25 protein-coding genes are annotated in these 26,396 nt (G+C 40.5%); 7 read left to right on the top strand and 18 right to left on the bottom strand.

Annotation, left to right across the window (positions count from 1 at the left end):
• Window positions 1–182: 182 nt before the first annotated feature.
• Both CSV72_RS12335 and CSV72_RS12330 read right to left on the bottom strand, forming a co-directional pair.
• Entirely contained in the window at window positions 183–1,694 is a 1,512-nt protein-coding gene (locus tag CSV72_RS12335) for a malate:quinone oxidoreductase (RefSeq protein WP_099678588.1), read from the bottom strand.
• A 248-nt stretch (window positions 1,695–1,942) separates the two neighbouring features.
• Window positions 1,943–3,136: a DUF4317 domain-containing protein gene (locus CSV72_RS12330; RefSeq protein ID WP_099678587.1), complete on the bottom strand. Its 1,194-nt coding sequence runs from the start codon at window positions 3,134–3,136 to the stop codon at window positions 1,943–1,945.
• Between the two features lie 162 nt (window positions 3,137–3,298).
• On the opposite strand from CSV72_RS12330, the gene CSV72_RS12325 reads away from it, so the two are divergent.
• Entirely contained in the window at window positions 3,299–3,721 is a 423-nt protein-coding gene (locus CSV72_RS12325) for an organic hydroperoxide resistance protein (protein WP_099678586.1), read from the top strand.
• A 92-nt stretch (window positions 3,722–3,813) separates the two neighbouring features.
• Here the strand turns inward: CSV72_RS12325 and CSV72_RS12320 are convergent, their stop codons facing one another.
• From CSV72_RS12320 to isdC, 9 genes are all read right to left on the bottom strand, one after another.
• Window positions 3,814–4,563: an alpha/beta hydrolase gene (locus tag CSV72_RS12320; protein WP_099678585.1), complete on the bottom strand. Its 750-nt coding sequence runs from the start codon at window positions 4,561–4,563 to the stop codon at window positions 3,814–3,816.
• A gap of 19 nt (window positions 4,564–4,582) precedes the next feature.
• Window positions 4,583–5,203, bottom strand: a complete 621-nt coding sequence (locus CSV72_RS12315) for an NUDIX hydrolase (RefSeq protein ID WP_099678584.1) — start codon at window positions 5,201–5,203, stop codon at window positions 4,583–4,585.
• 109 nt (window positions 5,204–5,312) lie between these two features.
• Complete coding sequence (gene srtB, locus CSV72_RS12310) at window positions 5,313–6,086, bottom strand: class B sortase (protein ID WP_099678583.1); 774 nt, start codon at window positions 6,084–6,086, stop codon at window positions 5,313–5,315.
• Between the two features lie 11 nt (window positions 6,087–6,097).
• Window positions 6,098–6,868: an ABC transporter ATP-binding protein gene (locus tag CSV72_RS12305; RefSeq protein ID WP_099678582.1), complete on the bottom strand. Its 771-nt coding sequence runs from the start codon at window positions 6,866–6,868 to the stop codon at window positions 6,098–6,100.
• 6 nt (window positions 6,869–6,874) lie between these two features.
• Entirely contained in the window at window positions 6,875–7,840 is a 966-nt protein-coding gene (locus CSV72_RS12300) for a FecCD family ABC transporter permease (RefSeq protein WP_099678581.1), read from the bottom strand.
• Window positions 7,841–7,873: 33 nt separating this feature from the next.
• Entirely contained in the window at window positions 7,874–8,752 is an 879-nt protein-coding gene (gene isdE / locus CSV72_RS12295; protein ID WP_099678591.1) for a heme ABC transporter substrate-binding protein IsdE, read from the bottom strand.
• A 48-nt stretch (window positions 8,753–8,800) separates the two neighbouring features.
• Window positions 8,801–10,012, bottom strand: coding sequence for an NEAT domain-containing protein (locus CSV72_RS12290; RefSeq protein ID WP_099678580.1), 1,212 nt, complete (start codon window positions 10,010–10,012; stop codon window positions 8,801–8,803).
• An 89-nt stretch (window positions 10,013–10,101) separates the two neighbouring features.
• The gene (locus CSV72_RS12285; protein ID WP_099678579.1) at window positions 10,102–11,484 is read right to left on the bottom strand and encodes an NEAT domain-containing protein; all 1,383 of its coding nucleotides are present in this window, start codon (window positions 11,482–11,484) and stop codon (window positions 10,102–10,104) included.
• Window positions 11,485–11,486: 2 nt separating this feature from the next.
• Window positions 11,487–12,155 carry a heme uptake protein IsdC gene (gene isdC / locus CSV72_RS12280; RefSeq protein WP_233191269.1) on the bottom strand — a complete coding sequence of 223 codons (669 nt, stop codon included), beginning with the start codon at window positions 12,153–12,155 and terminating at the stop codon, window positions 11,487–11,489.
• A 337-nt stretch (window positions 12,156–12,492) separates the two neighbouring features.
• On the opposite strand from isdC, the gene CSV72_RS12275 reads away from it, so the two are divergent.
• The gene (locus CSV72_RS12275) at window positions 12,493–12,981 is read left to right on the top strand and encodes a hypothetical protein (protein WP_099678577.1); all 489 of its coding nucleotides are present in this window, start codon (window positions 12,493–12,495) and stop codon (window positions 12,979–12,981) included.
• A 51-nt stretch (window positions 12,982–13,032) separates the two neighbouring features.
• Here the strand turns inward: CSV72_RS12275 and CSV72_RS12270 are convergent, their stop codons facing one another.
• Entirely contained in the window at window positions 13,033–13,809 is a 777-nt protein-coding gene (locus tag CSV72_RS12270; RefSeq protein WP_099678590.1) for a TatD family hydrolase, read from the bottom strand.
• Window positions 13,810–13,930: 121 nt separating this feature from the next.
• Between CSV72_RS12270 and CSV72_RS12265 the strand changes: the two genes are divergently transcribed.
• Window positions 13,931–14,719 carry a DUF817 domain-containing protein gene (locus CSV72_RS12265; protein WP_369802916.1) on the top strand — a complete coding sequence of 263 codons (789 nt, stop codon included), beginning with the start codon at window positions 13,931–13,933 and terminating at the stop codon, window positions 14,717–14,719.
• Between the two features lie 131 nt (window positions 14,720–14,850).
• Here CSV72_RS12265 and CSV72_RS12260 read toward each other — a convergent pair whose 3' ends face one another.
• The 3 genes from CSV72_RS12260 to CSV72_RS12250 all read right to left on the bottom strand — a co-directional run bounded on the left by CSV72_RS12260 (window position 14,851) and on the right by CSV72_RS12250 (window position 16,535).
• Window positions 14,851–15,534, bottom strand: coding sequence for a peptidylprolyl isomerase (locus CSV72_RS12260; protein WP_099678576.1), 684 nt, complete (start codon window positions 15,532–15,534; stop codon window positions 14,851–14,853).
• A gap of 51 nt (window positions 15,535–15,585) precedes the next feature.
• Entirely contained in the window at window positions 15,586–16,098 is a 513-nt protein-coding gene (locus CSV72_RS12255; RefSeq protein ID WP_099661864.1) for a YehS family protein, read from the bottom strand.
• Window positions 16,099–16,172: 74 nt separating this feature from the next.
• Window positions 16,173–16,535, bottom strand: a complete 363-nt coding sequence (locus CSV72_RS12250; RefSeq protein ID WP_099633727.1) for a winged helix-turn-helix transcriptional regulator — start codon at window positions 16,533–16,535, stop codon at window positions 16,173–16,175.
• Between the two features lie 125 nt (window positions 16,536–16,660).
• On the opposite strand from CSV72_RS12250, the gene CSV72_RS12245 reads away from it, so the two are divergent.
• From CSV72_RS12245 to CSV72_RS12230, 4 genes are all read left to right on the top strand, one after another.
• Window positions 16,661–17,779, top strand: coding sequence for an S-(hydroxymethyl)glutathione dehydrogenase/class III alcohol dehydrogenase (locus CSV72_RS12245; RefSeq protein WP_099678575.1), 1,119 nt, complete (start codon window positions 16,661–16,663; stop codon window positions 17,777–17,779).
• A 4-nt stretch (window positions 17,780–17,783) separates the two neighbouring features.
• Window positions 17,784–18,617, top strand: a complete 834-nt coding sequence (gene fghA, locus CSV72_RS12240) for an S-formylglutathione hydrolase (RefSeq protein ID WP_099678574.1) — start codon at window positions 17,784–17,786, stop codon at window positions 18,615–18,617.
• Between the two features lie 240 nt (window positions 18,618–18,857).
• Window positions 18,858–21,119 (top strand): bifunctional glutamate--cysteine ligase GshA/glutathione synthetase GshB, encoded by a 2,262-nt coding sequence (gene gshAB / locus CSV72_RS12235; protein ID WP_099678573.1) that lies wholly within the window; start codon window positions 18,858–18,860, stop codon window positions 21,117–21,119.
• A gap of 347 nt (window positions 21,120–21,466) precedes the next feature.
• Window positions 21,467–23,188, top strand: a complete 1,722-nt coding sequence (locus CSV72_RS12230; protein WP_099678572.1) for a glucosaminidase domain-containing protein — start codon at window positions 21,467–21,469, stop codon at window positions 23,186–23,188.
• Between the two features lie 83 nt (window positions 23,189–23,271).
• On the opposite strand, the gene CSV72_RS12225 is transcribed toward CSV72_RS12230, so the two are convergent.
• The 3 genes from CSV72_RS12225 to CSV72_RS12215 all read right to left on the bottom strand — a co-directional run bounded on the left by CSV72_RS12225 (window position 23,272) and on the right by CSV72_RS12215 (window position 26,306).
• Complete coding sequence (locus CSV72_RS12225; protein WP_099678571.1) at window positions 23,272–23,997, bottom strand: 3-ketoacyl-ACP reductase; 726 nt, start codon at window positions 23,995–23,997, stop codon at window positions 23,272–23,274.
• 173 nt (window positions 23,998–24,170) lie between these two features.
• Complete coding sequence (gene rlmH / locus CSV72_RS12220; RefSeq protein ID WP_099678570.1) at window positions 24,171–24,650, bottom strand: 23S rRNA (pseudouridine(1915)-N(3))-methyltransferase RlmH; 480 nt, start codon at window positions 24,648–24,650, stop codon at window positions 24,171–24,173.
• Window positions 24,651–25,061: 411 nt separating this feature from the next.
• Window positions 25,062–26,306, bottom strand: coding sequence for a S1C family serine protease (locus CSV72_RS12215; protein ID WP_099678569.1), 1,245 nt, complete (start codon window positions 26,304–26,306; stop codon window positions 25,062–25,064).
• Window positions 26,307–26,396: the final 90 nt, after the last annotated feature.

Here is a 26,396-nt window from a genome sequence, read left to right as displayed (position 1 = left end):
CAGGAGTTTGCGTCCGACTTCCTTCAGCCACTACCTCACGATAGCCACCTTGTCATTCGCTAACAGTTCCTACTGCCAAGCCTGTAGTGGACTTTCACCACCGAGTATTCGCCCATGCAGGGCGCACACAAAAACGCACTACTACGAAATTCATCGTAGTAGTGCGTTTATAATTCTAACTATTAGTTACGAACTGCTTCTTTCTCCAGCTCATTTTCAGTTAACTTCAATATCTTGGAAGTAGAAGCATGCATGTCCTTCAATAATTCAGGATGCTCTGCTAATGCTTTACCGTATGAAGGAATCATTTCTTTCAACTTCGGCTCCCAATCACTTACTTGTCCTGGGAAGCACTTGTTAATAAGATCCAGCATAACTGCTACTGCAGTAGATGCTCCTGGAGATGCTCCAAGTAACGCTGCAATAGAACCATCCTGATCTGTTACAAGCTCTGTACCAAATTGAAGCGTACCTTTGCCGTTTGGAGTATCTTTAATGACTTGCACGCGTTGACCTGCAGTCCATAGATCCCAATCTTCGCTCTTCGCGTCAGGGATGAACTCGCGTAGTTCATTGATACGTTGTTCTTTTGTTTGGACTACTTGTTCTACCAAGTATTTAGTCAACGACAGATTTTTTGCACCACATGCAAGCATTGTCGTAAGGTTATTCGGTTTCACAGAACCAATCAGATCCATCATAGATCCTTCTTTCAAGAACTTCGGTGTGAAGCCCGCGAACGGTCCGAATAGCAAGGACTTTTCACCATCAATATAGCGAGTATCCAAGTGTGGAACGGACATTGGTGGTGCACCCACTTTTGCTTTTCCGTATACTTTTGCGTGATGTTTTGCAATTACGTCCGGATTTTTACATACCATGAAGACACCACTGATTGGGAATCCACCGATATGTTTACTTTCAGGTATACCTGTTTTCTGTAGTAATGGAAGACTTCCGCCTCCGCCACCAATGAAAACAAATTTAGTTTTATGGAATTCAAGCTTACCGTCTTTATTATTCTTTATTCTTAATTCCCATTCGCCATCACTTGTACGTTTGATATCTTCTACTTGATGACCGTAGTTTACATCAACGCCCACTTTTTGCATGTGCTCGATTAACATACGAGTCAATGCACCAAAGTTTACGTCTGTACCTGTGTCGATTTTTGTTGCAGCAATTACTTCATCGACAGTACGATCTTTCATGATCAACGGTATCCATTCTTTTAGTTTTTCCGGATCTTCGGAAAACTCCATTCCTTCGAATAATGGATTTGCTGTCATAGCCTCAAAGCGTTTCTTCAAATACGTCACATTGTCTTCACCTTGTACAAGACTCATGTGTGGCAGTGGCATAATAAATTGTTCAGGATCTTTGATCAAATTTTTCTCTACTAAATGTGACCAAAACTGCATAGATAATTGGAACTGTTCATTAACTTTAACTGCTTTTGCAATATCTACAGTCCCATCTGGTCTTTCGGAAGTGTAGTTCAGTTCACACAATGCTGCGTGTCCTGTTCCCGCATTATTCATCTCATGCGAACTCTCTTCCCCAGCTTTATCTAGTTTCTCGAATAACGAGATATTCCAGTCAGGCGCTAATTCTTTAAGCATTGTTCCTAGCGTTGCACTCATAATTCCGGCACCAATTAATATAACATCTGATTTAGTTTGTCTATTACTCATTTTGACCTTCCTTATATGTGAAATTTACAGAAACGTAAATGTTCCTAAATAAGGCGTCACAGCATACATGGCGCGTACTAGGAGCACTTTATTCTGTCTCATGTTTAACCATACATCTACTACCATCTTTTCTAGTATACATCAAATATAACTAGGTTTAAAGGGACTTGTTTATTTGTCAGAATAAAGCCAGTAATGTGTCGAATTTTTGAACTACTTCGCTTGTTGGATTTAATTAATGACTATTTTCATGTCAATAAATCTTCCGAAATCACTTTGAATCCTTCAATGATTGTGTCCTCTTCTACTTCAATCAAAATACATTGCTTTCCATCGTAGTTCACTTGCTTCACATACTTTAAGTCTTGTGGACTGATTGAAATATTTGCTACTTTGGTTTCGATCTTAATCGACTTCGACGTATAGCTTGGTACGATGTGAGTTGCTTTCATTTCATAAGAGGTGTCATCCACCACAGTCTGGAAAGCCGTTTCCACAGCTTCAGTATTCACGTAATCGACGCCGCTCATTTTCAACACACGCTCTACTTGCTTCGCATCAATTGCAGGTGGCTCTTCCGGTTCTTCCTCTTCGTCATCCGCTACAGTTAATCGGTAGATAGCTTCATATACATTTCCTAATGTTTCCGTATCTACTTCACCGCCGACTACTTGTTTGACGATTTCCTCGAAAACAGCCTTATCGTCCGCAGCAGTGACCACTTCTTCTCCATTCAGAACATTCTCTATGAATGCATAATCTGGCTTATTCGCTCTACCAGCAGCATACAGCACATGATTGACATCAGCTGAATTGTCTGTAAAGCAAGGGAATAAAAAGCCACCTATCGGTGACGCAAGATTAATGATAGGATCGAGCATCGTATTCGATTTGAATTCACGCTCTTGGAAATCAAATACGATGGAGCGCTTCGGCAAGTCCGTATGATTCATACTGCACAGAATAAACGGTGTCGTAAACACTTCATCCCGCATATCAATTTCTGTTTCTTCACTGTTACGCTTGGTCTTTTTAAAGTAGTTTCCACGAATAAATGTCACAACGAGATCCTTTTCATATTGGACATCTTTCACCATTTTTAGTGCTAGATGTTGCATCTCTTCTTTCCAATCCTCGGTTTCTTCCACCTGCAACCCATCATACAAAAGCTTTTGTGCGTGACCCTCGTTATTCTCTTCAGTCTGACGTTCGAACTTCACTTCAAATAACTTCATGCCTAGTTTACCACCTAGCACCTTTTTGAAATTCGTCATAAACAATTCTTGTTGCTCACGGTCTAGCAATGCAAAAGCCTGACTTTCTTCGTGGTAGATCTCACTACTTTCCTGCCTAATATAGACATGGTAAATGTCAGTGATCGTCAAAAGATCTGTATCTAATTTAAATCGTTTACGAATATCTGCAATATCATTTTTGTTCATATCGTGTTCCCACTTCCTAACTAATTTAACTAAACGTATTGACTACGTTAGATGACGTTACCATACACAAGCATAAAAGATTATAGAATTCACACATAATTATCCAATATTCGGGTACACAATGGAGTGAGACTAAAAAATTAGATAAGGGGTAGTGATTTCATGTCAGAAAAATTATTCACATCCACAGCAACTGCTAACGGAGGAAGAGAAGGCCGTGTAGTATCCTCCGACAAAGTAGTCGAATTCGATACGGCAATGCCAGGTACAAAAAGAGCGAAAGAATTAGAGAACTCCACTAACCCTGAGCAATTATTCGCTGCAGGTTATGCAGCTTGTTTCGACAGCGCACTTCAACTTGTCGCAAGCAAAGAACGCGTTAAGTTTTCATCAGAAGTCACGGCAAACGTCAGCCTGTGCAAAGATGAAACAGACGGCGGCTTCAAACTAGAAGTTGATTTACAAGTAACTGGTACAGACATCGAAAAGGCTCAACTAGAAGAACTAGTAGAAAAAGCACACCACGTCTGCCCATATTCCAAAGCAACTAGAGGCAATATTGAAGTGACACTAACAGTACTTTAATTTCATATTCTAAAAATAACGCTATAGGCTGTGCTGGAAATCGTGAAGACACGACCTCTAGCACAGCCTTTTAATTCAGCAGAAGATACTTTCTACTTTTTCAAACCCTCAATTAATTCCACAATCGCAGCAGAAGTCTGCATCATCTGCTCTTCATTCGATATAGTGGCTTTACCGTCACCCTTTTGCTTACCATAATCACCAAAACCTGCATGATTACCGCCATCTATATCGATGAACTTTGCATCACTAGGCATACTAGACTTAGCTGCCCGAATAGCCTTCGCATCCGCCACCTCATCCTGACTAGCCGAAATCGACAAAATATCCACCGATGTTTCACTCAAATCCGTATGACCCCCAGGATAAGAAGCCAGCAATACGAGCGCGGAAATCTTTTCATGACGAGATGCATAATCCGATGCTGTCACGCCGCCTAAAGAATGACCGCCAATTATCCATGTATCTATTTCAGGATGATTACGTATTACCTTATCTGCTCGATCAGGCGAGAAGATGGCCATCTTGAGCGGCAAGTGAGGAATGATTACAGTATAGCCTTGTTTAGCAATTTCCTTAGCCATGGGTGCGTATGCTTCAGCTTCTACTTTTGCACCTTGATAGAAAATAAAACCTATATTTTTCTTATTTAAAGTAGGTTCAAACACCAGCTCTTTACCATTCTCAACGTTTACATCTGAATCTGATTGTATATTCTCTTTCGCGTAAGACTGCGCGGTATAATAAGAACTAGCGAATAGGAAGAAACCAACTGCACTCATTAACAGGAGAATTGCTAGCCCGATGAACAACTTGAATTTCCATGTCCTCTTTAGTTTCATACTTGATCCTCATTCCGGTTTATTTCTTCACGATATCGATGAAATGCTTTAACACTCTAGCCGTCAATCCCCAAACTGTATAAGTACCATACTCATAAAACCATTCTTCGAGTGAATGGCTCCTAAATTTATACTGGTCTCCGTTCATGATTTTTTCGAAAGGGAAGTTATCAGGCGGTGCTGTTTCGATAGCTACCATATGCATATAGGGATCATGTTTCGCAAGCCACTTTAGTGGAATTGCAAATACTTCCTCCACCTCGTCTTTATTGTAACTTCGAATAATTTCATTATAATCAACGACCGCCACGAAGGGATAGACGACAAATGAAGGCGTCGCTATATACGGGCTTAGCTCTCCTATCATCTGTACAGTCTTCGGATCAACTCCGAGCTCTTCGTGCATCTCCCGTAAAGCTGCTTCCATAGGTGACGCATCCGTTATATCAATTTTGCCGCCTGGAAAACTGACGTCTCCCGGTTGTTTCCTCATCGTGAAGGCACGCACCTCAAACAGCACATGCCATTCGCCTTCCGCTTCTACTAACGGAATAATTACAGCGGAACGGAATGCAGTATCTTCTCCAATGAATAAAGATTTATTTTCATACAATTTATTTTGCAGTCGATCCAAGTCCATGAAGTCCCCCACCTCATCGTTTTATCCTATCGTATCATTACCAGACGAATCGTTAAAGAAATTAAAGGAGCTACCCTGTAAGAGCAACTCCTTATTCTATCCATATACGTTAGCGCTTCACTAATTTGCCTTGCACTACATAGCGTTTATCTTTACTATTCACAGAGTTATTGCAAGTCGATAGTGTGACAATTCGATCGTCCGCCCCTACTTCAACTGGCATATCAATCAGAGAACGTAACTCGACTTCCCCAAGAAATTCTGAAAACTGTTCGTCCGTCTGAAAGTCTGTCTCAATATAATAAAAGTCGATCGTCGTTTCGTATGCGGCAAACACTTCAATATCATACCCCTCATACAATGTATCCATGTAAATAACCGGATGTTCATCTGCATAGTCTTGATTACCAAATTTCTTCAAGCTACCGAACATCGTATCGTTTCTCATCGCATGACCATAAAGGACCGTGTTGTGGCTCATATTCGTAATATCATTCCGGTAGTCCATGAAGACACTGCCTGCACGACTACTTTCTCGTGCGAAGTTACGATTTAAATAAAAGTCGTTGTCTGTAGCCTGCAAGATGGGGTTATGCAAATTGGTACCTTCCACTGAAATCCAACCCACGATATCTTGATTCACTTTATTTAATTCTTCAAACTGTGGACGCATCGAATCATCTTCCAAGAGATCTTCTTTGGCGTCTCCCGTTACCGCAACCTGAGCTGTATTTTCTAACGCTGTCTCATATATCTCTTGCGTTTCCTTCAATGAGCTGGCTGATTCCACGTATGTATATACATACTGCACGAGTAAATAGCCTGAGTAGAGAAAGACTGCCAGATAAATGAAAGGCATCAGTTTCGACAGGCGTTTTTTCATCAGCTTACCTCCTAAATACCAAGCGACATCATATAAAGACCTAATTCGTCATCTTCCTTGAAGACAGCGTTGACTCCATATACTTCTTTGATGATATCCTTTGTAATGATTTCACGCGGCGGACCTTCTGCAATGATTCGACCATTCTTCATCATAATAATCTCATCACTGTACCGAATCGCCTGATTGATATCATGCAACACCATGACAATCGTCAATCCATAGTCTTCATTTAGTGATTTCACAAGCTCCAATAATTCAATCTGATAATATATATCCAAATAAGTTGTGGGCTCATCCAGGCACAGTATTTCTGACTGTTGTGCCAGTGCCATCGCAATCCATACACGCTGACGCTCTCCACCCGATAATGCTTCTAAGTCATTATGGCGTTTGTCTGTTAGATTCGTCACGGACAATGCCCAATCTATAGCCTTACGATCCTCTTCTTGATTACGCTGCAATAACGTTTTATGTGGCAGCCGACCAAAGCCAACCAGTTTTTCAATCGTCAAATCTTTTGGTACTTCATTCTGTTGATATACAATTGCTAACTTCTTCGCAAATTCTTTCGGCTTAAACATCACTAAATCACGATTCTCCAGTGAAGCTGTTCCTGAAGTCGGCATATTACTTCGTGAAAGTACACTGAGTAATGTCGATTTCCCACAGCCATTCGGCCCTATGATCGTCGTCACTTTCCCTTTAGAAATAGACGTCGAGACATCATCCAAGTGATTGGTGATATTATCATGCGATACAATAATGCGCTTCATTTCCATAACAGGTCACTCTTTTCGCAGTAAGAATATTAAGAACGGTCCACCGATGATCGCCATCAGCGTCGAAGCAGGTATTTCAAGCGGTGCCACAATCGTTCTACCGAGCGTGTCAGCCAGCAAGATAATCAAAGCCCCTAAAAGCGCTGTGAACGGTATAAGCACCTTATGATCATAGCCAACTAATCTGCGGGCAATATGCGGTACAAGTAATCCGACGAATGATATCACACCCGCCACTACGACCGAAATCGCTGCTAGTAAAACAGCTACTGCCGCAATAATTAAACGGGCACGCGCGACATGGAAGCCGATACTCTTTGCTGTCTTATCCTGTAGCACTAATAAATTACACCAGCTGTACAATGCAAACGCCAGAACCAATCCGATAGTTCCGTATGTTGCAATTGTCGATACATCGCTCCATGTACGCATCGTTAAATTCGAACCAATCACACTTGAGGCTGAGACATTCAACGAACCACCAAAGCTAATGAACGCTTCGGTGAGACCTGTGAACATCGCATTGATCGCAATTCCCACAAGAATTAATTTCAATGGGCTGAGACCTGATTTCCACGACAATGCAAAGACGAGAAAACAAGCGAAGGCCCCACCCATAAATGCAAATAAAGGCGTCATGAAAAAGAGCGCCGGAAAGAACGAAATAATGAATAACTGCACGAATGCTGCTCCGGAGGATATCCCGATAATCCCTGCATCGGCAAGGGGGTTACGCATGACAGACTGCAACAAGACACCCGAAACCGACAATGCCGCGCCTGCAAAAATTGCCACTATCATTCGTGGAAAGCGCAAGTCACGAATTGCTTCCATCTGACTGTTGTCCTGTTCAAAAAGCGCACCGAAAAATTCAAAGAATCCCATTTTAATACTGCCTGTCGTAGCCGAATACACGATGGTTACAACAAGCAGCAGGGAAACGATTACATAACTAGCAATTCTTTTTCTCATGACGGCCTTCCTTTTCAAACGAAATTCATCGAGTTATCGATAGAAAATCTTCATTAGCTCACTTAATGCTTCAGGTACTTGCAACGAAGCGGTTGTGCCGAATAACTCTTCTTCCAAGTCATAGACTTTACCATTTTTCACGGCGTCAAAATGCTTCCATACATCATTCGTTTGGAACTCTTCATTAAACATTTCCACGACTTCATCTGGCATACCATGTGATAAACGCAAGATAATATCTGGATTACTATTATGAAGATACTCAGTATTGGATGATAAGTACTCAGGGTCCTGACCTTCCATGACATTTGTTCCACCCGCACGTTTTACGAGATCACCCGCGTAGGAGTTTTCTGTCGCGACTAAGTAACTGCCTGGAATACCTAGTAATATCAATACACTTGGTCCTTTGCGATTCGCAGCCACTACTTCGGCAGCTTCAATCTTTTTCTGTAAGTCCCCTACTAATTTATCTGCTTGAGTAGTACGATTATAGCGCTCTCCAAGACCTTGGATTTCTTGTATCATCGAGTCCACACTCTGGAAATTTAAAAATGTTGTCGGGATATTCAATTGTTCAAATCCGGCTTCAAGGTCATATTCCAATGTGGATACCGATAAAAAATCTGTTGGATCCATTGACTTCACAATTTCCATATCCGGCGTCATCGCATTACCGATAGTTGGAAGCCCATCAAAGCGGCTCGCCAACTTTTTTTCTGTTTCAGGAATGGCGATGGCATCTATATCTAACTTATCTAGAATGTCCGCGATGACTACAGTGCCCGCAATAATTCGTTGATCACTTGTTTCAGCGGCTTCACTTTTCTCGGCGGTATCTGCTGAAACGGCTTTCTCTTCTTTATCATTGCCGCACCCTGCGATAATAGCTGCTGTCATGACTGCCAACATCAGCAATACATATCTCCATTTTTTTTGCACGATGTAATCCTCCACTCATTATTCATTACGCATAACATGATTTTTCTTTAGTAGTCGACGTATCAATAAGACACCCGACAACATACATAATGTAAACAGTATTCCCATTTTCATTATATCAAAGGGAATCGTTTGTTCATCTTGTACAGAGGTTGCCAGTTCTTCCGGTTCACTTGCTACTTGCGTAACGACCTCAGCTGGTTCTTCCTTCACATCATCCACCGTACGATCGAATTCCAATTGCACTTCAGGAAGAAGAGGCGGTAACTCGTCCTGTTGTTGTTCTTTTTCTTCGTTCGACTTTTCTATCTTTTTTTCTTTTTCAGTCGTGGTTTGTTTAGTTAGAGTAGTGGGGTTTTTAGGTTGCTCAGTTCGCTTAGTCAATGAAGAAACTGCCTTGTTGTCTGAAGGTACTTTGTTCAAAAACTTCGCTATCTGTTGCTGATTGAAAGCAAGTTGCAAATACTCTTCCTGTACATGCGAGTTCTCAGATTCCTTCACTTTCATCCAGATACGAGTCCCCTTCTGGAAATCTTCTACTTCAAACTGCACAATACGTGTCTTGTTTTGTGATACCACTTTTGGTTCCACTAAATTCCCTTGCTGCTCTACTGTGAAGCCTTTAACCTTACTCGGTTGAAGAATCTCTAACTGGGCAAAGTATCGATTGTCACGTGTTACAACGCGCAGTACTGGATTGACGTATTCATTCATTGCCGAAGGTTTACCGTCTGAAAGCAATCGGTAGTGTATCGTATCATCACCTGACTGAATGGACTTCACTGGTTGGTCCTGGTCAAATGCCGGTAAGGACTGCTCCTCGATCAACACTTCATATGAAAAGGATTGCAGTGCATGTTCTTTAGGCAAACGATATGTGCCCGTAAGTTCAATCTTGTGTTGTACATCCTCTATATCAAACTGAACTAAGTTTTCTGCTCGATCCAGTCGCGTGCTCGTTTTGATTCCTTGTTGCACGGCAGTGATTTGCGTTAGGATGTGATCATTCTTCGCCGCAATGGATAGTGTATAGCGATCTTCCTTAACTGTTAACGTAGCCTGCTTAGCAAATAAAACATTTGTATCCTCGGCTTCATGTGATAAAAAACTTAGTTCAACTTGATACACATCATTTACGACTTCTTTCCGTTCATTTGCGGTTACAGAATGAAAAGGAAGCCACGCAGAGATGAGTAGCAAAAGTAGAGGGAACAAAACCATTCTTTTCATTTCAGACGTACACTCCTTTACATATCATGTAAAACGACAGGAACTTCCTTCCGCTTTTGAATAGCGAAAGGAAGTATCTGTACTTGATCTTATTTATTCATAAATTCTAATGAACCATATAGAATTTTAGCCATTTGTGTACGTTGTAATGAACTGCCTGAGCTGATCAAAACTTTACCGTTTGGCTGAGGTGCACCTGTCATGATTTTTTCTGCATATAATAATGCAAATGCCTGCTTCGCCTCAGGATCTGTAATTGCTTTTCCATCTGCATAGAACGGAAGAGTTGTATCCCCTTTTTTGATTTCTTTACCTTCTGCAAATTGAATCGCACGGTATAGCATCAAAGCACCTTGCTGACGAGTTAGTGTATCGTTCGGGTTGAACTTTTCATTTGTTTGCACAATGCCTGCTTCTGCAAGAGCATTGATTGCGCTTTTACGCTCAGTATCTGTAATCTTGTCTAAGTCCTTGAATCCAACGTCTTTAGTAGACTCAAGATTTAATGCACGTGCAACCATCAATGCGAACTGTGAACGTGTGATGTTGTTCCGTGGATTGAACTTGTCCGCGCTTTTTACAATACCTTTATCAAGCAATGCAAGGATCGCTTCTTTGTTACCGTCTTTGTCGATATCTTTAAACGGGTTTACAGTTGGTTTTGCACCATCAAGACCAATTTGCACTTTGTGGTTTGAATCATATTTAATAGGTCCTTCATTTACAATAACGTGAAGATCCGCATTTACTAACTTCGTTAGATCCGCTACCTTGAATGTATATGTGCGTACGCCAGTTGATTTATCATCTGTTGCTACAGGTACATCCTTACCAGCGATTTTGAATCCGTGGATATAGCCGCCTTTAGGGAAGGTTACTGTTACTTCATTACCGTCCGTTACTTTCTTTACAGATGCTACTGGTGACATATAGGTATTCATAATAGACTCTTCATTCGTTCCATCCTTAAAGACCTTAACGCTTATTTCCTCAATTACTTCTGCTTCATAATCAAATTCATACCACACGTCACGTCCTGGAACTTGAACGTGCATCTTTCCAGAGTTGATCTTATTTAACTCTACCGGAAAACTGTACAAAACAGATCCATCTGTGTTCTCCACTCCTGGTGCGGTAACAAATTCATTGCCTTGCTTTGTTTGTACTTCTAAAATCATGGGTGCTGACTTAGCGATGACTGTCAGATTTGCAAATGTCTTACCCTCATTTTCTACAATTGTTACTTGGGGCAAAACATGATTGCTAATTGCAGGTTGCGGTTCAGTTGTACCTGATTTATACACCTTCAAATCTACTGCTTGATCCACTGCTACTGCCTGTGTCAAAGCAGATGTTGCCTGGTTGCTTGTGCTGATCGGGTTAGCCGATGCTGCTGTTGGAATAGCAATGGAAGCTGCTAGTAATGAAGCAAGTACTACTTTCATTGCGCGAGATGATGTTTTTTTCGTCATAATTATTGTTCCCCCTGTTTTCTTTGGAATCTAGTTTTATACAATAAAAATGCAGAACCTGCGAATACAAAGATTAATAGGTACGGCGTTGAATCACTGGTTTGTGGATTCTTAACTGGTACTTGAGTAGTTGGTTTTTTTGTGACTGTACTGGTACTAGTGTTGGTATTTGTATTTGTATTTGTGTTCGTGTTAGTACTAGGTGGTGGGGTAGTAGTAGTTGCAGGTGGTTTTACTGCCGGTGGTGTCACGGCACTCTTGTCCTCGAACACCAAATCAACTGTATACTCGTGGTGGTAATTAATATGCTCTACGTCCACTTTTATAGGAATCTTCACTGGCTTTGAAATATCACTTACGCTAAACTCTACAACACGCGTGTCTGCTTTTAGATCTTCATTGACTACTTCTGCACCGCCTGCAGGCTCAAACTTCGTAATCAAAGAACTGTTCTTCAGCGTAAGCTGTACGATGGCAGAACCATTCGTCACCGTTACGAGTGCCGGTTTTTGGAAGTAATCATTCGCAATAGATGCGTTATTGCTGTCCGGCTGATTGACTTGATAATTTAATTGCTGGGTACCGTCTGCTATTTTAGCGGATGCTTGCGGCAGACCTATTGTCAGCACGAAAAAACTTACAACTAAAAAGTATAAAAATGCTTTTCTCACTTGGACATAATCCCCTCTCACTTGTTCATTTTCATGCTACATAAATCCACCGATTGATTTCCAGCCGCTGGATATATTTCCACTTCTAAATTATCTCATAAATTGTCCCATACATGAATCATAGCAACTTACCATCTAGTAGATTATGACAAACGTGTGACGTTTATAACGCACAAATGAGAACAATTATCATTTAATATATCCTGTTTTGCCAGTAATGTCAATCGATTATTGGAAAATTATTTCAATTTGAACTGTGTATTTTTCCATTAGTCACTAAATTGAAAGCCCTGCATAGTCTAGATAGATATGATTTATGGACGAAAGGGGTATTACGATGAATCTTCAGTCTTTTAGTGGTGTCGTCATGGTAATAAATGATTTCTATACGGGGCAAAATAGTGACACAGGTTGCTACCTATTGATGACAGTAGATAATGGCCAAGGAAATGTCGTCAACTTTGTAGTGGAGCCGACAACTTATTTCGTCAATCACGTGAAAGTTCATGTAGGTGATCGCGTTACAGGTTTTTATGATGCCGACGCTCCCACACCTATGATTTATCCCCCTCAATTTAGAGCGGTGGTTATGTCCAATGATTCTAGTCGTGAAAACGTCAAAGTCGACTACTTCAATCGTCGCTTGCAAAGTAGTGATGGAACGCTTCAATTGAATCTGTCCCCGAAAACTGAAATACTTTCGACAAATGGCCAGCATTTCACAGGAAATATAGCAGAGCGAAATTTGATAGTTTTATATGGGGCCACTACAAAAAGTATTCCACCACAAACTACACCACATAAAATCATTGTCATTTGTTCATGAGTTTTGTACTTAGAGAAAATAGAGACACGCGGCTTGACGCGTGTCTCTATTTCATATGGAAAAGAATCGTTGTGTCGTCTTATGGATTTCTCTATATGCTTCATCAACAGTTACACCTTTAATTTCAGCGATGCTATGCATACTTTCATGCATCATGGAGGGATGTGTTAACTTCCCTTTGAAAGTATGCTCAAAAGTCCATGGTCCATCTGTCTCTACCATTAACTGAGTTAACGGAACTTGTTTAACAATATGCTGAATCTTTTCTCGATACGTAACTTCCGGGGTTACAGAAATCATATAACCGTTCGAAACAATTCGCTGCAATACTATATCGTCCCCTTTGAACCAATGAAAGTGTGCTTTCGTGATTGAATACCGCTCTAACATCTCACACACCCTATCCGCATCTTCATAAACGGCATGTAAAGCAATTGGCAAGTTATATTTAGCCGCCTTCCGAATAAAGCATTCCAACATATTTTTATATAGCGCTACGTCCACATTAGGTTGTTCTTGTCGCAAATAATAAGGTAACCCCACTTCTCCAATTGCCGTGAGACAATCTACATGGTCATCGATCAATCGAAGAATAGCTGAAAGCTCACATTCACTCGGAAGAGCTTGTTCGGGATGATAGCCTATAGCAGGTTTGATGCGTCTATCTCTTTTTGCAAGTTCTAATTGCTTAACGGAAGATGTAAAGTCATTTGATACCGCCACGATTGCAGTGACATCATTCACTTCTAATTCGCTCAAAATTTGAAGCCGCTCTTCCTTTTCATACATATCCAAATGAATATGGGCATCAATAATCTGTCTGCTCAAAACCAATCACCCGCTTCCACTAATCTTCCATGTTTCACGTGAAACATCTACCCGTAAATGAACCTGAACTATTATCTAAGCGTCATACTAATTTACTTCATGAAAAAGTAGGCGGTGACATATGAATTTTCATGCATTACGTAATAAGACAATGAATTCTACACGACAACTCTTTAATTTTGGAAGGCAACAAGCTTTATCTTGCATTTTTCCTGTTATCATCTTCAGCTCACTGGCACTTACACAAATTATACCTTTACCTTTCCTGCCACGATACGACTGGCTACTCCTCATTTTTATCGGAACTCAGTGGTGGATGGTACGATCTGGACTCGAGACACGTGATGAACTGAAAGTGATTACGTTATTTCATATCATTGGCCTAACTTTAGAGATATTTAAAGTACATATGGGTTCCTGGTCTTACCCTGAAGAAGGCTTTTTCAAAGTTCTTGGTGTTCCTTTATACAGCGGCTTCATGTATGCGAGTGTGGCAAGTTATTTATGCCAGGCTTGGAGGAGATTACACGTCAATCTGATTCAATGGCCACCGCTCTGGGCAGTTGTTCCGCTTGCCATCGCTATATATGGAAACTTCTTCACACATCATTATTGGGTTGATATAAGATGGTGGTTGTCCGCATTCGTACTACTTATTTTTTGGCGTGCCTCGGTGAGTTATTGGGTAACTGGAAAACAGTACCGTATGCCCTTATCTCTTTCATTTATATTAATCGGCTTTTTCGTTTGGGTAGCTGAAAATATTGCTACTTTCTTCGGGGCTTGGACCTATCCCAATCAAAGCGAGACATGGCATCTCGTTGGTATAGGTAAATTAAGTTCTTGGTTATTATTAGTCATCGTCAGTTTCCTCATCGTAGCTGTGTTAAAACAAATAAAAAAGGAATAGATATGTATATAGTAACAGGCAAATACTTTACTATGCACATTCTCTCAGAAAAGTGTATTCCACGGGAAATAAATGAATATGCACTATCAAAAACGCAGCAGGCTCAATAGCCTACTGCGTTTTATTGATGATTAATGTGTAGTTGGTTCAGGGTAATTGAAGCCTTTTGTATCTACTTCAACTGTCTTCATTTTCTGCTCTTCAATAGGCTTGTCCATAGCATCTGTTTCATTAGCTACGATAGCATCCACTGTCTCCATGCCTTCCGTCACTTTACCGAAAGCTGCATACTCGCCATCGAGTGAAGTGTTGTCGTCCGTCATGATAAAGAATTGTGACCCTGCAGAGTTCGGCTCTTGCGTACGTGCAGTTGAAATGACACCACGCTCATGTTTCATATTATTTTCAAAACCGTTTGAAGAAAATTCTCCATCAATAGAGTATCCTGGTCCACCAGATCCATCACCTGAAGAATCTCCGCCTTGAATCATAAAGCCTGGAATTACACGGTGGAAAATCAAACCATCGTAATAGCCATCTTCAATTAAAGAGATGAAGTTTGCTACTGTATTCGGTGCAACAGTCGGCTCTAGTTCTAAGACGATCTTCTCATCGTTTTCCATCGTAATTGTCACGATAGGGTTCTCTTTTACGTCTGCCGAGTAATCAACCGCTGCTTCTTTAGGTTGCTCTGTAGATTCTTCTTTCGGTGTCTCCACTGTTTTTTCTTCAGTTGCTTTGCCACACCCTACTAGAAAAATTGCCAATGCCATTACACTTATTAGGAAATACCATGCTTTATTACGCTTAAACATATCTTTCTAACACTCCCTATTATTTTATACCTTCAATTACCTTTAAATCATTTACTGCTCACGGTAGCGTAATGCTAATCCTTTTAGAAAGTTTCGAGCGTATCGATCGCCACACGGTTTATAATTTCGGTGGCCTTCTTTACGAAGAACAGCACTCAATTCATTTTTAGAAATCGTAACACCTGCATTTTCTAATATATCGAGCATATCTTCACTTGTGAGAGATAACGCGATTTTAACTTTCTTTAGCAAAATATTATTAACATTTCGATGGCCTTCCTCTGACATGAGGAATGGTTGCGGACCATTTTCAGCATTCTCCGGTACTCCCCTTTTTGAGCTGATCAAACCATTTAGAAATGACTCCAACGTTATATTGTCAATTTCCTTGGCATATTCATTCATCTGCATTTCATCCGTGCTATCCTCATTTGTTTTCGTCAGCATCTCTTTAACTTCTGCTCTGTTTGTCTTCAGTCCGCCTAACGCAAACATTTCTACAACTGCCGAATCTTTTAGATCCAATGCATAGCGTAATCTACTTAAAATATCATTATTATTCATGTAATCACCTGTACCCTCTCTAGTCTATTGCTGTGATTCTTAGTATAGCCTGATTCGTTATAATTTGTCTTCATTCAATCGATTGAAGTTGCTTCTGCCTCATTTTCAATTGTTTGTATAAACTGATCACCGAAATCACAAATTGATGTAACGACTGGTTCCAATAATAAACCGATATCACTTAATTTATACTCCACTTTCGGTGGCACAACAGGATAGACGTAACGTGTAATGATTTTGTCCTCTTCTAATTCACGTAACTGTCTGATTAGCATACGTTGATTCGCATCAGGAAGCTTTTTCTGCATCTCACTTAGTCGTAATGGCGATTCGTGTAGCAAGCACCAGATAATCGCAATTTTCCAACGTCCGCCTATGACGGATAAAGCTAAATCCTTACTAGTGAAATACTGCTTATCTTTATAATGAATGACCATATTGCTTCACTTCTTTCTATACTTTTCATGTTCATAGTGACAAAAGAGTCAGTATTGCATGGTGAATTATAATATGTAATGATAGAAATGTAAACACTATAAAGTAAAAGAAAGAAGGGCTTCATTTGAAAAGTAGAGCAGCTGTAGCATTCAAACCTGGAGAACCACTTAAAATTGTAGAAATCGATGTAGAAGAACCAAAAGCTAATGAGGTATTAGTCAAAATTCTTTACACTTCTGTCTGTCACACAGACGCATATACATTATCCGGCGATGACGCAGAAGGAGTATTTCCAGCCGTTTTAGGTCACGAGGGCGCTGGCGTCGTAGTTTCAGTAGGTGAAGGAGTCACATCCGTAAAACCTGGGGATCACGTGATTCCATTGTACACACCTGAATGTGGGAAATGTAAGTTCTGTCTATCCGGTAAAACTAATCTATGTGGCGCAATTCGCGAAACACAAGGTAAAGGATTAATGCCTGATGGTACTACACGCTTCTCTTACAACGGAGAACCTATCTATCACTACATGGGAACAAGCACATTCAGTGAGTATACTGTCGTGTCTGAAATCTCCCTAGTTAAAGTAGAAGACCACAACGTACCACTGGATAAAGTTTGTCTATTCGGATGTGGCGTCACTACGGGTATTGGAGCTGTTCATAAAACAGCGAAAGTAGAAGAAGGTGCTGTTACGGCAGTCTTCGGTCTAGGCGCTATTGGTTTAGCCGTTATTCAAGGACTAAAGCAAGCAAAAGCGGGCCGTATCATCGCCATTGATATGAATGAAGATAAATTTGAATTGGCGAAGAAGATGGGCGCAACAGATTTCATCAACCCTTCTACATTTGATAAGCCCATTCAAGAAGTCATTGTAGAGATGACGGACGGCGGCGTAGATTACAGCTTCGAGTGTATCGGTAATGTTGAAGTCATGAAAGCTGCTCTTGAGTGCTGCCATAAAGGTTGGGGCGAGAGCATCATCATTGGTGTCGCGGGTGCTGGTAAAGAAATTCATACACGTCCATTCCAACTAGTTACGGGTCGCGTATGGCGCGGTTCTGCATTTGGTGGAGTAAAAGGAAGAACTGAATTGCCAGGGATGATTGATGACTACATGGACGGTGAAATTGATTTAGATTCGTTCATTACGCACCAACTAAACTTTACGGATATCAATGAAGCTTTTGATTTACTGCATAAAGGTGAATCAATTCGATCAATATTAACATATGGAGAGTGAGATCATGAATGTAGAACGCGTTGAGCAAAGACGATCTTTTGGTGGGGAACAAAACAAGTACAACCATTATTCAGAAGTCCTCAAGTGTGATATGACATTTAGTATCTTCTTACCATCACATAAAGAGCAAAAAGAAATTCCGCTTATTTGGTTCCTATCAGGATTAACATGTACGGATGATAACTTCAGTCAAAAAAGTGGTTTCCAAAGCTTGGCTGAAAAACATCAAGCGGCAGTGATTATTCCAGATACATCACCACGCGGAGAAGACGTAGCGGATGATGAGGCATTCGACCTTGGACAAGGTGCGAGCTTTTATCTAAACGCAACACAAGAGCCATGGTCAACGCATTATCAAATGTATTCGTATATAACGCAGGAGCTAAGTGAACTTGCTGCTACTCTTGTGCCTAACTTCTCGGGTAACCAAAGTATCATGGGGCACTCGATGGGTGGTTATGGTGCGTTGATGATCGGAATGAAGAATGCAGATCGTTTCAAAGCGATTTCTGCGTTCTCTCCGATTTCAAGCCCAAGCGATGTTCCTTGGGGGATCAAAGCATTTACTACGTACCTAGGTGAAGACAAAGCGACGTGGAAAGAGTGGGACACTGCCGAGTTAGTGAAGGAAACAGGTATACCACCCATTCTTATTACGCAAGGAACTGCTGATGGCTTTTATCCAGAGCAGTTGAATGAGAAACCGTTCCTTGTAAACGCGAAGCAGCATAATCAGGCAGTGGAATATAACAAAGTAGATGGCTATGACCATAGCTATTTCTTCATCTCTTCTTTCTTAGAAGAACACTTTGATTTCCATATGAAGAACTTGGGATAACTTGAATACATGTAGATAGTTGAAGACAGTAGCAGGGGGCGCTTCCTATAGGCCGTGGTAAGCCACACCTATGGGAATGCGTCCCCCTGCAGTGTCTATCAACGGTGCATCTCCCTATTGCATTCATCTACATTCCGAATGTCCACATTGCTTATAATGTGGATGTTTTTGTTTTTAAGAGCATATGAATTAAGATAGAAGGAACGTATTAAAATCTATTACATAGGAGGGACAGTTACGATGAATCTAAAGAAAATGTTAACCGATGAACGTGTGAAGCCGTATGTTCTGAAAGCTCGGTATGGTATTGAAAAAGAAGGCCAACGCGTGGATCTTGCGGGGAATTTAGCGACAACGGATCATCCTGCAAGCATTGGAATGGCAGATGAACATCCGTATATTCAGCGCGACTTCTCGGAAACACAAATGGAATTGATCACGCCTGTCCTGAACACACGGGACGAATTATTTGATTATCTATCGGCTATCCATGATGTAGCATACCGCTCCATGGGCAAAGGAGAAATGTTATGGCCATTAAGCATGCCTCCTGCACTTCCTGAAAAAGAGGAAGATATCAAAATTGCGAAATTGGACAACTTTGAAAATGTTCTTTATCGACGCTCTTTAGCTAATTCATATGGTCGCAGAAAACAAATGATTTGTGGGATCCATTTTAACTTTGAGTTCAGTGATGAATTACTCGAGAAACTATTTGATTTACAGTCGGATATCGATAATTACCGGCACTTCAAAACAAAGATTTACTTAAAACTTACTAGAAATTATTTATACTACCGCTGGCTTGTGACGTACTTTTACGGTGCCTCCCCTACTAGTAATGAGAACTTCTACGGTTGTGATGATCAGCCTAATGAACCGGTTAGAAGTATTAGGAGCAGCAGATTCGGCTATGTAAATCACGATGACGTGAAAGTCTCATTCAGCTCTATAGAGAAGTATATTGAAGATTTATCTTGTGTTGTAAATAGAGGTTTGCTTGTGGAAGAAAAAGAATTCTATACCGCTATGCGCTTACGTGGAAGCGAGCGTGTAGAGGAATTCTTGACCGAGGGTGTCCGTTATGTAGAATTACGAAATATCGATTTAAATCCTTTTGAGACGAATGGAATCAGTTATGAACAAGCGGAGTTCTTACATATATTCTCACTGTATCTTCTGCAGAAAGATGAACATCCAGAAAGTGATGAGTATGGAAAGATAGGCGATGCGCGGAATGATGTCGTTGCGCTTGAGCACCCATTGTCACATACAACATTTGAAGCAGAAGCATATGAGCTAGTTGACGGTATGGAAAAAATGTCTAAAGAATTGGGCTTCCCTGTTTCCGACTCGTTATTTAGCAATTTGAGAACTATGCTAGAAGATCCTTCGAAGACTCTAGCTGGCAGACTGTATACGGAAAGCCAAAAAAGTAGTCAACATCAAGTAGCTATGGAAATTGCAAAAGAAACCTACGCTACTCTATGGGAAAAACCGTATGAGTTAACGGGCTTTACGGATATGGAATTGTCTACGCAGATTCTAATGTTTGATGCATTTCAACATGGTATCCAAGTAGAAATTTTAGACCGTCAAGATCAGTTCTTGAAGCTCAAATTACGGGACCATGTAGAATTCGTCAAGAACGGTAATATGACAAGTAAAGATACGTATGTCTCTACTTTGATTATGGAAAATAAAACGGTCACGAAGAAAATTCTTCAACAAGAAGGCTATCGTGTGCCGGGTGGTGACGAGTTCAGTAATATAGAGGAAGCTTTGCGTGCCTATGAGATGTTTGCTAAGACGCCTTTCGTTGTGAAACCAAAAACAACGAACTACGGAATCGGCATATCTATCTTTAAAGATGGCGCCAGTTACGAGGACTACGAGCAAGCAATTACACTTGCATTCGATGAAGACTCGTCTGTCTTGGTAGAAGAGTTCTTAGACGGCACAGAATACCGTTTCTTCGTATTACACGATAAAGTCCTTGCCATTATGTTGCGTGTTCCTGCGAACGTCACAGGAGACGGCACACACTCGATTAAGGAACTGGTTGAAGAAAAGAACCGTGATCCACTAAGAGGTACAGACCACCGTACGCCATTAGAACTTATTCAGCTGGGCGAACTAGAAGTTCTCATGCTGAAAGGTCAAGGCTATCAACTGGATTCAATCCCTAAGGACGGTGAAATTGTCTACTTACGTGAAAACTCCAACGTCAGTACTGGTGGAGACTCAATTGATGTAACCGATCAGTTTTCCGATGATTATAAGAAGATTGCAGTAGAGGCAGTAGCCGCTCTAGGCGCAAAAATCAGCGGAATTGATTTCATCATTGAAGACCTCGATGTGCCCGCAGCGAATCCAGGTGCGTATGGCATCATTGAAGCGAACTTTAATCCTTCGATGTATATGCATATTTACCCTTATAAAGGTGAAACACGTCGAGTGACGACAGATATATTAAATTACTTATTCCCGGAACTGTTATAAATAGTTCAATGAAATAAATAGATGGTCTCTTTCCTTTATGTAGATGTACACACCCTACATGAAGATTAGAGGCCGTTTTTTATATTGTGGGATGCACGAAGATACCGCTACAACTATTCTCTCTACTAGATGTAGCAGTATTGAGATAGAGGGATTTAGAAGGGTTTCACCTTGTGTATATTGAATTGGACACAGCGTCATCTAGACTATTAAAGCACTCCGAACAGCTTATAGTATAAGGAAAAGAAAAGTACAACTTCCTAAAACAAATATTTTACCTATTCCCTCATTATTCAGTGTATGATTAATACTACTGAACTACTAACTAGAGAGGAAGAGGATAAGTGATGTTTTTAATAAAGAAATGGCATGTGTTTTGGTTACTAGTGACATTATTTATACTAGTGCCGCTATCAGCAGCAAATGCAACCGTTTTTACGGATGAAGCAACCAATGTACCCGTTGATAAAACATGGACAATTAAATTCAACTTTCCTGTAGTTGAATCTAGCGTCAAATCTAATGCTATTTACGTGTTGAATAGCAAAAAGGAAAAGCTAGCCGCACAAGTTTCCGTAAACGATCGTGTGGTAACTGTTCACCCACCTAAAGCAGGCTATGAGCTAGGCCAGAACTATACTCTGCATATTACAACGGATATCTTAGGACAAGCCGGTAAAGAAGTTAAAGCTTTAAAACAGCCTATTACAAAACCTTTTACGATCGCAACAGAGGTCTATACTATTGTCGATATTCGTGAAAATGGAACTTATTCAGTTGCCTCAAGCCACCCTACTTTTGATAAAGCAAATGCATACTTACAAGACGATCAAGGTATCATGCTAAATGAACAATATGTTAAAATTCCATCTGGTTTTGTAGCAACCAATACTCAAACCGTCACATCTATTTACAAAGAGCCAACCTTTACATCAAAATATGAATATACAGGTGTTGCTACTGATACGGAACTTATTTATGTAGACGCTACAGCAGATTACGTTAAGGTGCATATAGGTGGACAAGACATGTACGTCAAACAAGAAGATGTCACACTCATTCCTACTGCCACGGCGAAAGGACAATCGTATTATAAGGCGAATCAACAAGGCTTATGGCATTACGTTTATCACCATCATAGTGGAAAATACGACGGTGCATATGTAGTTGGTAAAAAACCAGAGTTTCTAAACGTAGGCGTCAATTATTATAGTGTAGACGGCGCAAATTTCACCAATAAAAATGGTGAAATTGCAGGTAAAAGTTATGCCTACTTCCAATATCTATCACCACGTGTGCCAACAAACTATAGCGCGGCAGAGTTAGATACGTATATTAACAGTCAACTTTTCGCAAAAGAACAAACGGGTGGAAGATATACAAATGCTACAGCGAAAAGTCCATTAAAAAAGCTAGGCGGCACATTAAAATCAATTGAAAAAGAGCATCGCATAAATGCATTATTCATTTTATCACTCGCTATTCACGAAAGTGATTACGGCATGAGTTGTCACGCACAAAACTACAACAATCTATTCGGACTAACTGTGCCTGACAATGATGCGCACTGTTCAGAAAATGTCGTTACCTCTTCGGAGAAATACTATTCAACCATCATGGAGAATATCTCGGCTCTAGTGAATCAGTTAAATACGTATTACTTAGATCCGCTGAATATGAAGGCGTACCGGTACAATGGTGTTGCGCTCGGTAATAAAATGATCGGTATGAATGTTCGCTATGCTTCAGACCCGTACTGGGGTGAAAAAATAGCGGGCCATATGTATAATATAGATCAAGAACTTGGCAGTACAGATTATAAAAAACATGATATCGGCTTCACGACAAGTCGCGAAGTTAGTATTCGAAAAGAGCCTATCGTAAATCATAATCGTGCGTATCAGTATAAGCTCGATTGGACGATTAAACGTTTGGATAAAATGCCTATAACGCTCTCTGCTACGCCATCACAAACGAATGGCTGGTTACGTGTTATTTCCGAATTACCAAAAGACGGAACAGATTTATATACAGTAACTCCAAACGTTCACACGGTAACTACGTATTAATAACAAAATCTCCGTTGAACGATCAAAACAGGCCCGTCCAGTTTATCTGGACGGGCCTGTTCATATTTCATCAATCAAATAAATTAAAATGGATTAGTCGCAATGAAGCTTGCTGTCTTCACGTAAAGACGTCGATTTAGTTTCAATTGATTGACTATCACTTCAGCAATGTCTTCTGATTGAATCATTTTAGAGTCATCGTTTTCCTTAATCAAATTTAAATCTATCGCTAAATCTGTTGCTACAGTACTTGGTGTTAGAGCAGAAACACGAATATTATTTCGACGTACTTCTTGTGCCAATGATTCCGTAAAGCCAATTATCGCAAATTTAGATGCACTGTAAGCACTTGAAGTAGCTGCCCCATTTAAACCATTTGTAGATGAAATATTAATGATGTCACCTGCATTTTTTTCAATTAACTGCGGTAATACAGCACGTGTCACATAATATGTACCCATCAAGTTGACATCTACTATGCTTTTCCATTCCTCTGGATCCATCTCCAAGACAGTACCGAATGTTGCAATGCCTGCGTTATTTATTAAAATATCCGCAGTTCCTAGATCATTCGTTAGTGATGCAATTGCTGCTTCAACTTGCTCTTGAGATGAAACATCAGCTGTTGCATATGCGACTTTCACGCCAAAGCTTTCAAGCTCTGTTGCTACCTCTTTTAAAGTAGACTCTGTTCTTGCAAGTAATCCAATATGGACTCCCTCTTTTGCTAAGTGAAGTGCCGTTGCTTTCCCTATACCTCTTGCTGCGCCAGTAACAAATGCTACTTTTCCAGTTAATGATTGTGCCATTTTTAAAGGACCCCTTTCAAGCGTTATATGTTTTCTCTTTTAGTATAACCGTTGAAAAGATCCTTAGCATGGATGGATACTTGTATAGCTACTTTGTAGAGTAAACTACTGCTCTACCCATAGTTCCCTTAGGAATTTTTAATGAACTTAGAGTATTATCTCTAAACCTACATTCACTTATGATAAGGTTCCCCCTTAATAATCCGAAACCCACGATAAATCTGCTCCACCAACACCAACTTCATTAACTGATGCGGAAACGTCATTTTAGAAAACGATAACTTCTCATTCGAACGCTGCAATACACTACTATGTAAGCCGAGCGATCCGCCAATCACAAAGACAATCTTGCTTTTACCATAAGTCATCAATGAATCGATACTGGCTGCGAATTCCTCGGAAGTTTTCATTTTCCCGTCGATTGCTAGTGCAATGACATACGCGTCTGGTGCAATTTTCGCTAAAATTCGATCGGCTTCTTTCTTTTTAACGATTTCCATATCGGCTTCGCTTAGTGTTTCAGGTGCTTTTTCGTCCGCCACTTCGATTAATTGCATTTTTGCATAGCTGTTCAGACGTTTTGTATACTCTTCTATTCCTTGTTTTAAATACTTCTCTTTTAACTTACCCACGGTCACAATTGATATATTCACAGTTTATCCACTCTCCCTCTAAATGTTATACACAATACTTATGCACATATCCACAATCTTATCTACATATTGTGTCCGATTATTTGTTCCGTACTACATGTCAATTTCTCTGATTATTGTATCATACTTTTGTGGATAACTTTTTATCTGTTTTATAATTTGAAGAGGATTATCTAATTCCCATTAAAAATGAAAATACCACAACCTGTTGACCTGTAAGGGATTAACACTTGTCACTTTGGTTTTATATATTATTTTCCAAACGTTTTCTTTTACACAATATTATACACATTATTTAGATTTTATCCACAATTGGATAACTTCATAAAAAAATCAGGCATCATAGCGCATTTTCGCTAGATGCCTGATGTGGACGGAAAGTTGTTCACTGTGTGGACAATGTACTTTCTCTTAGAATGTATTTCCGTCTTTCAATACCATTTCCAAGTCCAGTTTCTTTCCATCTCGATAGACTGTAATTTTCAATGGATCGCCAATTTCTTTTTTATTATACAAATACTTACGTAGACTGACCATATCCGTCACTTTCTCTTCATCCAGTTGAACAATTGTATCATACTTCTTTACGCCAGCTTGTATTGCGGATGAATTCGGCATGACATCTGTTACGACGACACCTTCCGTTACTTCTTCAGGCAACTTCAATGTCTGTTGCTGTTGCTGAATGGGGATTTGTTGAAGATCAAGTAACGATACGCCCATTGTCGGACGATTTACTTGTCCTGTTTCTTCTAAGTGCTCGATAATCGGTAATGCGATGTTGATTGGAATAGCCAGTCCGATTCCCTCTACTGTTGCTTCAGAGATCTTCATGGAGTTGATCCCGATCAATTGACCCGCCATGTTAATTAAAGCGCCACCGGAGTTCCCTGGGTTGATCGCAGCATCTGTCTGTAAGACGTCTGCTTGCCAATCGACGTTGCCGTCTTTGTTTAGGTCCATTGGAATGGATCGGTCTTTACCAGAGATTACACCTACCGTAACGGATCCTGCAAAACCAAGTCCTAATGGGTTACCAATTGCAATAACTGATTCCCCACGTTTTAATGCGTCTGAGTCACCGAATTCTATCACTGTATCGACGTGTTTTGCATCAATTTCAACTACAGCCAAGTCCGTCCATAGATCACTGCCGATTAATTTCCCTTCAACCTTTGTACCATCATCAAAACTAACTTCGAGTTGTTCGGAATTCTCTACGACGTGGTGGTTGGTGACGATATATGCTTTGTCGCCTTCTTTTTTATACAGAACACCAGAACCAGAGCCGGCTTCTTGCGTAGACGTTGTGGAAGACCAGAAGTCTTGGACTGTCTGGATATTTGTGATACCAACGACAGCATTTGCAACGTCACCTACCACATCCGTAATTTCGCTTGAGATGTCCATTGATACTTGGGCATGTTCCGAGTTGGTTTTGACTTCCGTTGTTTTAGACGTTGCAACATCGTCAGAACTTGATGAGCCGGTAGTGTACATCATGACCAAAAATACGATGACCCCACCTAATAACGCACCAAGTAAAGCTGGCCAGAAACCGCCTTTTCGTTTTCGGTCTCGCTTCGGTTCTACTGGTGAAATAGGCTTTTGCCATTCCGTCTCTTCTCTTCCTTGTTCTCTTCTCTCATCATCCATCCGCATTTCCTCCTTATCAGAAAGTATTCCTACATGTACTGTACCCCAATAACTCTTTGAAAATGCAAAAAGCCTCACTAATTTAGCAAG

It is taken from the genome of Sporosarcina sp. P20a, assembly GCF_002743175.1.
Taxonomy (GTDB): domain Bacteria; phylum Bacillota; class Bacilli; order Bacillales_A; family Planococcaceae; genus Sporosarcina.
Note: the sequence above shows the minus strand (reverse complement) of the source record. Positions and strands in the feature narration are given on the sequence as shown.

Excerpts from the sequence above, each read along its gene's own strand:
- CSV72_RS12335 (WP_099678588.1), bottom strand. The coding sequence starts at position 1,694 with ATGAGTAATAGACAAACTAAATCAGATGTTATATTAATTGGTGCCGGA.
- CSV72_RS12330 (WP_099678587.1), bottom strand. The coding sequence starts at position 3,136 with ATGAACAAAAATGATATTGCAGATATTCGTAAACGATTTAAATTAGAT.
- CSV72_RS12325 (WP_099678586.1), top strand. The coding sequence starts at position 3,299 with ATGTCAGAAAAATTATTCACATCCACAGCAACTGCTAACGGAGGAAGA.
- CSV72_RS12320 (WP_099678585.1), bottom strand. The coding sequence starts at position 4,563 with ATGAAACTAAAGAGGACATGGAAATTCAAGTTGTTCATCGGGCTAGCA.
- CSV72_RS12315 (WP_099678584.1), bottom strand. The coding sequence starts at position 5,203 with ATGGACTTGGATCGACTGCAAAATAAATTGTATGAAAATAAATCTTTA.
- srtB (WP_099678583.1), bottom strand. The coding sequence starts at position 6,086 with ATGAAAAAACGCCTGTCGAAACTGATGCCTTTCATTTATCTGGCAGTC.
- CSV72_RS12305 (WP_099678582.1), bottom strand. The coding sequence starts at position 6,868 with ATGGAAATGAAGCGCATTATTGTATCGCATGATAATATCACCAATCAC.
- CSV72_RS12300 (WP_099678581.1), bottom strand. The coding sequence starts at position 7,840 with ATGAGAAAAAGAATTGCTAGTTATGTAATCGTTTCCCTGCTGCTTGTT.
- isdE (WP_099678591.1), bottom strand. The coding sequence starts at position 8,752 with ATGTTGGCAGTCATGACAGCAGCTATTATCGCAGGGTGCGGCAATGAT.
- CSV72_RS12290 (WP_099678580.1), bottom strand. The coding sequence starts at position 10,012 with ATGAAAAGAATGGTTTTGTTCCCTCTACTTTTGCTACTCATCTCTGCG.
- CSV72_RS12285 (WP_099678579.1), bottom strand. The coding sequence starts at position 11,484 with ATGACGAAAAAAACATCATCTCGCGCAATGAAAGTAGTACTTGCTTCA.
- CSV72_RS12275 (WP_099678577.1), top strand. The coding sequence starts at position 12,493 with ATGAATCTTCAGTCTTTTAGTGGTGTCGTCATGGTAATAAATGATTTC.
- CSV72_RS12265 (WP_369802916.1), top strand. The coding sequence starts at position 13,931 with ATGAATTTTCATGCATTACGTAATAAGACAATGAATTCTACACGACAA.
- CSV72_RS12260 (WP_099678576.1), bottom strand. The coding sequence starts at position 15,534 with ATGTTTAAGCGTAATAAAGCATGGTATTTCCTAATAAGTGTAATGGCA.
- CSV72_RS12255 (WP_099661864.1), bottom strand. The coding sequence starts at position 16,098 with ATGAATAATAATGATATTTTAAGTAGATTACGCTATGCATTGGATCTA.
- CSV72_RS12250 (WP_099633727.1), bottom strand. The coding sequence starts at position 16,535 with ATGGTCATTCATTATAAAGATAAGCAGTATTTCACTAGTAAGGATTTA.
- fghA (WP_099678574.1), top strand. The coding sequence starts at position 17,784 with ATGAATGTAGAACGCGTTGAGCAAAGACGATCTTTTGGTGGGGAACAA.
- gshAB (WP_099678573.1), top strand. The coding sequence starts at position 18,858 with ATGAATCTAAAGAAAATGTTAACCGATGAACGTGTGAAGCCGTATGTT.
- CSV72_RS12230 (WP_099678572.1), top strand. The coding sequence starts at position 21,467 with ATGTTTTTAATAAAGAAATGGCATGTGTTTTGGTTACTAGTGACATTA.
- CSV72_RS12225 (WP_099678571.1), bottom strand. The coding sequence starts at position 23,997 with ATGGCACAATCATTAACTGGAAAAGTAGCATTTGTTACTGGCGCAGCA.
- CSV72_RS12215 (WP_099678569.1), bottom strand. The coding sequence starts at position 26,306 with ATGGATGATGAGAGAAGAGAACAAGGAAGAGAAGAGACGGAATGGCAA.